Annotated in this window: 5 protein-coding genes; 2 read left to right on the forward strand and 3 right to left on the reverse strand. The window is 54.0% G+C overall.

Annotated features, from left to right (window positions below; all coding sequences use genetic code 11):
* Positions 1-99: 99 nt before the first annotated feature.
* The 3 genes from FJ147_26210 to FJ147_26220 are packed head-to-tail and all read right to left on the reverse strand — an operon-like array spanning position 100 to position 3,290.
* Positions 100-906: a potassium channel family protein gene (locus tag FJ147_26210; protein MBM4259381.1), complete on the reverse strand. Its 807-nt coding sequence runs from the start codon at positions 904-906 to the stop codon at positions 100-102.
* An 18-nt stretch (positions 907-924) separates the two neighbouring features.
* Positions 925-1,389, reverse strand: a complete 465-nt coding sequence (locus FJ147_26215) for a GNAT family N-acetyltransferase (protein ID MBM4259382.1) — start codon at positions 1,387-1,389, stop codon at positions 925-927.
* Complete coding sequence (locus FJ147_26220; GenBank protein MBM4259383.1) at positions 1,386-3,290, reverse strand: hypothetical protein; 1,905 nt, start codon at positions 3,288-3,290, stop codon at positions 1,386-1,388. The genes FJ147_26215 and FJ147_26220 overlap by 4 nt, the downstream gene beginning before the upstream one ends.
* A 257-nt stretch (positions 3,291-3,547) precedes the next feature.
* On the opposite strand from FJ147_26220, the gene tcuA reads away from it, so the two are divergent.
* Together tcuA and tcuB are read left to right on the forward strand one after the other, a co-directional pair.
* Positions 3,548-4,960: an FAD-dependent tricarballylate dehydrogenase TcuA gene (gene tcuA, locus FJ147_26225; protein MBM4259384.1), complete on the forward strand. Its 1,413-nt coding sequence runs from the start codon at positions 3,548-3,550 to the stop codon at positions 4,958-4,960.
* A 21-nt stretch (positions 4,961-4,981) separates the two neighbouring features.
* A complete protein-coding gene (tcuB, locus tag FJ147_26230) occupies positions 4,982-6,106 on the forward strand; it encodes a tricarballylate utilization 4Fe-4S protein TcuB (protein ID MBM4259385.1) in 1,125 nt (374 codons plus the stop codon).
* The last annotated feature ends 645 nt before the right edge of the window (positions 6,107-6,751 follow it).

The following is a 6,751-nucleotide window of genomic DNA, read 5'->3' on the forward strand; positions in this document are numbered from 1 at the left end:
TGCGCGGCATTACCCTGAACAAGACAGCCATGCGGACGGTCGAAGCGCGACTGGAGCGTCATCCCAAGTTGCCCAAGTGGGACATCTTCATCCGCCCCGCTACTCCTGACTGATATAGGGGGATTTTTTCCAGAATTCGCCTTGGTGGTGTGTGGCAAGATCAATAATATCGACGACTGCGGGGCGAAGCGCCGCCTGCGCCATACGATGACCACCCATTGCATAGGGCGAGATGACCTTGTCTGCCCCAGCCCGGAGTAGCGTACGTTCGCTACGATCGCTTTCAGCCCGGGCGACAGTAAATACTGAGGAATTGGCGCCTTTCGCTGTCAACGTGACAAAGACGTTGTCCGCATCGGTTGCCAGGGTAGCGAAGAGTCCTTTGGCTCGTTTTACCCCGACCTGAATGAGTGTTTGCTCATCGGTGGCGTCCCCTACGAGGACAAGATATTGCATCGCCTCTGCCACCCGGGCGCGTTCTTCACCTTTTTCGATGATGACGAATGGTACAGGTTTCGAGGCCAATTCACGGCAGAGGATCTCACCAATACGGCCAAAACCACAGACAATATAGTGCTCAGCCAGCGCTTCAATTTGCTTTTGCATCCGCCGTCTCCCAAAAAACTGTTGAAATTCGCCTTCAACGACTTTCTCAAATACCGCAACCACTGTGTAGAAAAGGACCCCCACGCCGGTGACAAGAAGGATCATGGTAAAGATCTGGCCGGTTGGACTCAGTGGATGTACCTCCCGATAGCCAACCGTCGACAGCGTGATGATGGTCATATAGAGGGCATCGAGCCACGGGAAGTTTTCCAGAACGCGATAGCCCACGGTACCAATGAATACGACACTGATGAGGACAAGGATCGCCCCACGCAAGCCGGAGAGGAAGGAAACAACCATCATTCGTAAGGGTTTCCGCTATATCGTCGCGAGTCGCTTCCAGTAGACCAGCTCATCTACTCCAAAAACGACAAGGCTCGGCAAGCGACCGACCTGCACGTATCCATGTCGCTCATAAAAGCGCTGTGCATCAACATTGAAGTCACTACACAAGAGAAAGGTGTGACGGCTCTGGGTTGCCACCGCTGCTTCATACGCTATCAGCAGTTCTGAACCGATCCCTTTACGATGCGCATAGGGAGAGACGGCCATCAGGCGTAAATACCCGCCAAGTCCAAACGTCCCTGAAAACAGAAACCACGACAGTCCCTGTGCGCCGTTCCCATCATCAAACACCAATAGCCCATCACCCCGTGCGAGCGCGCTTTCCAAGCTCTCTGCAATCGCGTTCGCTGGACGATTATAGCGTTGCATCAGAGGCAGCAGTGCGAGCGCCTCACTCAAAGGGCGAATATCAGCCGGCTGCAGAGAACGGGCACTCATAACGCCTCCACAGTTGCGATCTTTATTGGCAAGAAGGGTTTTCTTTTTCCTTCCGCACTCACTGAAAGTTTTACCCGTCCACCTTTCCGCAACGAAAACCACACAGTCGAGCGATTCGCTTCCTGCCGAGTTCCACTAACAGAGGCCCCTTGTACTGTAAACTCAGCCTGGCTCACAGGAATTGCGACCGTCAAGTTCACCAGATCAGTTGCTCCACGATTCTCAATGAGGGCGGTCCCATCTGGCAGATAACGCACGTCGACATCTGCCAGCGCACGCAAGCGATCTCCTGCATCGCGCCAGGTCAGACTGGCAAGGGTACCAGCACGTACACGGGCACTAATACGAGCCAGGGCTTCGTTCAACGCGGAGTCGACAACCAATGCGCCAGTAGGTGTCGGACGTACGGCAAGGGCTCGTCGATGGGCACTATCTCGTGTCGTCGCCGCAGAGGCAGCAAGGTACGTGTGCCCGACAAATATGCCTCGTTGCTCTTCCAACTTCAGCAAGGCATTTTCACTCATTGCCGCTGCCAATTTACGAGGAGGAGCATAGAACCATTGGCTGCGAAATATCCATAGGCGAGGGTCTGGGGGGAATGGACACAACACTGGCATCGCCATCGCCGGATCACCACCAAAGAGGTTCCCAAGTTGTAACCCCCAGTGGTTGAAATCGCTCGCCGCCCACAGCCAGCGATACCCCTGCGCAATCAGTAGATCTCCGATTCCATACTCACCGCTTGTTTCCCAGCCAAAGTTAGAGAGCGCCTCACAGTTTGTGTATGACTGATGATCGATCCAGGTGACGGTCTGCCACGGAGTAAAGGACGCCGGTCCTTTCTCGACGGCAGGACGAGGGTCCTTGCGCGCGCTAATTGAATGCGAACCGACCTCACTGCCAGCAGCAACAATCTCTTTTGCCAACGCACGAATTTCCGGGTCGTCATCGAGGGTGCCGCGTTTGCCGCTGGCGAAAAACGTTTTTGTCAGCTTCAGACCATATCCAAAAAACCCGCCTTTGCCATATTCAGGTGCTGTCTGGTCAGACGTGCCGTACAAAATGGCGCGCAGTGCTTGTGGGTCAGTACGATCAGCATGATCGGTAACGACAAAAGCAGCCTTTGCCCCTGCTTCCCAACGTTCGACAATAAGCGGGAGCGGAGAAGAGACAGGATCAGTAAGATAAAGCATCGCCTGAGCCTGGACCGTAGCGCCCGCGACACGGGTGAGGCGATCTTTTGCTACGCGATGTTGTTCGAGCCCAAGCCAGTTGCCTTCTGGTGTCGAGAGCTTATCGAGGCAGCGTGGATAGATAGAAAATGGATGGGCGGCACGATCGTCGAGAATGAGTTGCACGTCCGTCTGTGGAGTTTTGTTGCGCTTCGCTGCAGGCTGATACCGTGCGGCAATGAATCCAGGTCCTCCAATCACTGTGAGGTCACTCGCACTGATGACAACAGGAGTGCCGCGATCGACGCGCAGTGTCGAATTGAGCGCAGCAAAGGTCAAATCTCTGCCAATGGCACGTGCCGCTCCAGATAAGCGGATCTGGAGAGCCTCTCGTTCAACGGTCGCCGTCACACCATAACGAATGGTAACAGTAAGTGCTAGCGCTCCACCAACCTGTTGTAACACAACCGTTGCGTTCCATACCGGCCCATTACTCGTCCCAATGTATCCACCATCCTTTGCCGACCATACCAATGCCCGCAACCCAATCGGAGCAAGGACCGGTGTCAGCGCTTCCGCCTGAATATCGAGCGCAAGGTCGAAACAGGAGCGCTGAGTTTCATGGCGAAGGCAGTACGAGCTTGACGTTGCGGCGTTTGTGGCGTGTGAAAATATAACACTGATGGCACTCAATACGATGTGCAAGAAAATCGAGCGTGTTGACCTCAACCTCATCCTCCCTGGTATCGCTTCCCATGCTGCCGAAGTCATCGGAGCATTGCAGCCGTAAGCTTAAAGTCACTCGCTGGGTTTGTATACATGGAGGAGCCTTTGCCTTAAAACAATCGACATGAAATTGAAGCAGGAGAGTTGTCACCCTGAACGAAGTGAAGGGTCTCGCAGAGAGACTCTTCGCTTTGCTCAGAATGACAGTCGTGTCCGAGGCCTTCGTAAAGTGCAAGAATGTTACACTCTCTAGTATCACCATGACCGATTCCGACATCTTCAACCAACCCTACGACATCCTCATCGCCGGTGGCGGCAACGCCGCGCTGTGTGCAGCGATTACCGCAGCAAGAGCCGGCGCGTCGGTGCTGGTCGTCGAAGCAGCTCCCAAAGCCATGCGCGGCGGCAATAGTCGCCATACACGGAACATGCGCGTCGCTCATGATGCAGGAAACGACATCCTCACTGGACCATATCCCGTTGATGAGTATTGGGATGATTTACTTCGCGTGACCGGCGGACAAACCGACGAGCAACTCGCTCGCTTGACGCTCGATCGCTCGAAAGAACTGTGGGATTGGCATCAACAGCAAGGGGTACGTTTTCAACCGTCACTGAGCGGGACATTGAGCCTGGGTCGCACGAACGCATTTTTCCTTGGGGGTGGCAAAGCTCTGCTGAATGCCCTCTACCTCACCGCAGCAGCGCTTGGTGTTCAGGTTATCTATGAAGCAAAGGTCACTGACCTCAATATCACAGAGGGTGTATTTCATTCAGCACAAGTACAAAAAGAAGGTGAGGTATTCCCAATTACCGCAGCAAGCTTCGTCGCCGCCGCGGGAGGATTTGAAGCCAACATCGAGTGGCTCAGTGAATATTGGGGAGAAGCCGCGCAGAATTTTCTTATCCGTGGCACCCCGTACAATCGCGGTGAGGTTTTGCGCCTCTTATTGAACAAACAGGTGCAAGCGATTGGCGACCCGAAGCAGTGTCATGCGGTCGCGATCGACGGACGCGCCCCGAAGTTCGATGGTGGTATCGTCACCCGGCTCGATTGTGTTCCCTTTGGTATTGTCGTCAACAAACACGCTGAACGGTTCTATGACGAAGGGGAAGACTTCTGGCCTAAACGGTATGCCATCTGGGGACGGCTCGTCGCCATGCAACCCGAGCAAGTTGCCTACGCCATCATCGATGCTCGATCTGTCGACCTTTTTATGCCTTCGGTGTATCCACCCGAGCAAGCCAACACTATCGAAGAACTGGCCAAGAAATTTACCCTTGATCCCCAACGCCTACGAACAACAGTGGAGGCGTTCAATGCGGCTTGTCGACCAGGAACATTCGATCATACCGTTCATGATGAGTGCCACACCGAAGGTGCGACACCGCCTAAATCGCATTGGGCACGTCCTATCATCACGCCTCCATTTTACGGGTACCCGTTACGCCCTGGCATTACCTTTACCTATCTCGGTGTGAAGATCGATGCCGAGGCACGTATCATCATGCACGATAACAAACCTTCACCAAACATGTTCGCAGCTGGTGAGATCATGGCCGGCAATGTACTGGGCAAGGGCTATCTCGCCGGTATTGGCATGACGATTGGCAGTATCTTCGGTCGTATTGCCGGACAAGGGGCAGCGCAAGCGAAACATAGGCCGGAATAAGCAAAGCGTTTCCGGCGGACCATGCCAAAGAAACCTATGAAACTCGATACCAGTATTCATGCCGAAGCCAATCGGCAAATGACGATCTGCAATGCCTGTCGCTATTGTGAGGGACTCTGTGCCGTCTTCCCGGCCATGACGCGACGACGCACTTTCAGTGATGGCGATCTCGAATACCTCGCCAATCTCTGCCACAGTTGTGGCGCGTGCTATTACGCCTGCCAGTATGTGCCGCCGCACGAATTCGCAGTCAACGTTCCGCAAATCTTCGCTCAATTAAGATCTGAGTCTTACTATCGCTCAGCGTGGCCACGCACGTTCGCTCCGTTGTTTCAGCGCAACGGCCTTATCATTGCGCTTGCGGCAACAGTTGCCATAGCCCTTTTTATTGGTGGTTTTGTCGCAATGCATGATCCAGATGCTCTGTTTGCTGTCCACACTGGACCAGGAGCGTTTTATCGTTTGATGCCACACGAGACGATGGTCGCACTTTTCGGTGGGGTCTTTCTCTTTGCCGTCGTGGCTATTGTAATAAGTGTACGAACATTCTGGCGCACGAGTGGTGGCGGTACCATCGGTCTGTCAGACCTCCTCATTGCCGGACAGGCGACAGCTACGTTGCGTTATCTTGATGGCCAGCGCGGTGGCTGCATGAACGAGGATGAACAACCGACCGATCGTCGTCGTTTCTATCATCACTGTACATTCTATGGCTTTCTGCTGTGCTTTGCTTCCACTTCGTTAGCCACGGTCCTTCATAACCTCCTCGGCTGGCACGCACCATATGCGTGGTACAATCCGGTGGTCCTGCTGGGGGTCCTCGGTGGCAGCGGCCTTTTAATCGGGCCAGCGGGGCTGCTTCGTGCCAAGCAGAGGCGCGACCCTCAGGTCGTCAGTTCCGATACACGAGGCATGGAAGTGGCGTTTCTCGCTATGTTACTGCTGACCAGTGCTTCTGGTTTGCTCTTACTCGTACTGCGCGCGACTCCAGCGATGGGAATCTTACTAGCCTTGCATCTTGGGATTGTCTTTGCCCTTTTCCTGACGTTTCCCTATGGAAAGTTTGTCCATGGTTTTTATCGCTATGCTGCACTGATACGTTTCGCCCGCGAGAGCAAGCTGCCGGTTGCTGGAACAGCAGATTGAGTGATCAAATCATCAGGCCATCGGGGCATGGCGAACAAGAGGCAACTCGGATCAGCTTTTAGTTCTTCAATGACTCAATCGCCCGATGACTCGATCACTCAATGCTTCCAAAAGTTCTTTCGCCTCTTGTAAATCCGTGGCAATGCGCATCATTTCCGCTATGCCCTGTACCGCTTAGTCGGGATACCCTAAGTACCACAAGGCCATCGCCGCATAGCCAGGGCAGAACGCATACGGACTGGCATTCCCGTACAACGCGAAAGATGTTTCGCTCTGCTCAGCATGACAAAACCGCACTTTCTACCCGCGTAGAGTATAGGTGTTGGGTGCTAGGAGTCAGTCATGTTGATTCTGAGGGGTGAACGTAGCGGCGTCATTCCCGCGAAAGCGGGAATCCAGGGAGGGTAAGTCATGGCCCCTGCTTGAAGATCCTGGATGCCCGCTCCCCTCATGACCGGGGACAGGCTGCGCAGGCATGACGAAATCGACCCCTCAAATTCAGTGTGACTGACTACTAAGGCATGGGCAAGAATTAAGTTACCGATTAAGAGCGAGGAAGAAGCGTATAGTTCCAATCGCCATGAAACTTACCGGGTTTGATATTGAGCGCTTGAAACTCATCGTCGGAGACCTGTAGGCCTTTGG

The sequence above is a fragment of the Deltaproteobacteria bacterium genome (assembly GCA_016874775.1).
In the GTDB taxonomy this organism is placed as follows: domain Bacteria; phylum Desulfobacterota; class Binatia; order Bin18; family Bin18; genus VGTJ01.

Bases quoted from the DNA above. Each gene is read 5' to 3' on its own strand.
- tcuA (MBM4259384.1), top strand. From the start codon at position 3,548: ATGACCGATTCCGACATCTTCAACCAACCCTACGACATCCTCATCGCC.
- FJ147_26210 (MBM4259381.1), bottom strand. From the start codon at position 906: ATGGTTGTTTCCTTCCTCTCCGGCTTGCGTGGGGCGATCCTTGTCCTC.
- tcuB (MBM4259385.1), top strand. From the start codon at position 4,982: ATGCCAAAGAAACCTATGAAACTCGATACCAGTATTCATGCCGAAGCC.
- FJ147_26215 (MBM4259382.1), bottom strand. From the start codon at position 1,389: ATGAGTGCCCGTTCTCTGCAGCCGGCTGATATTCGCCCTTTGAGTGAG.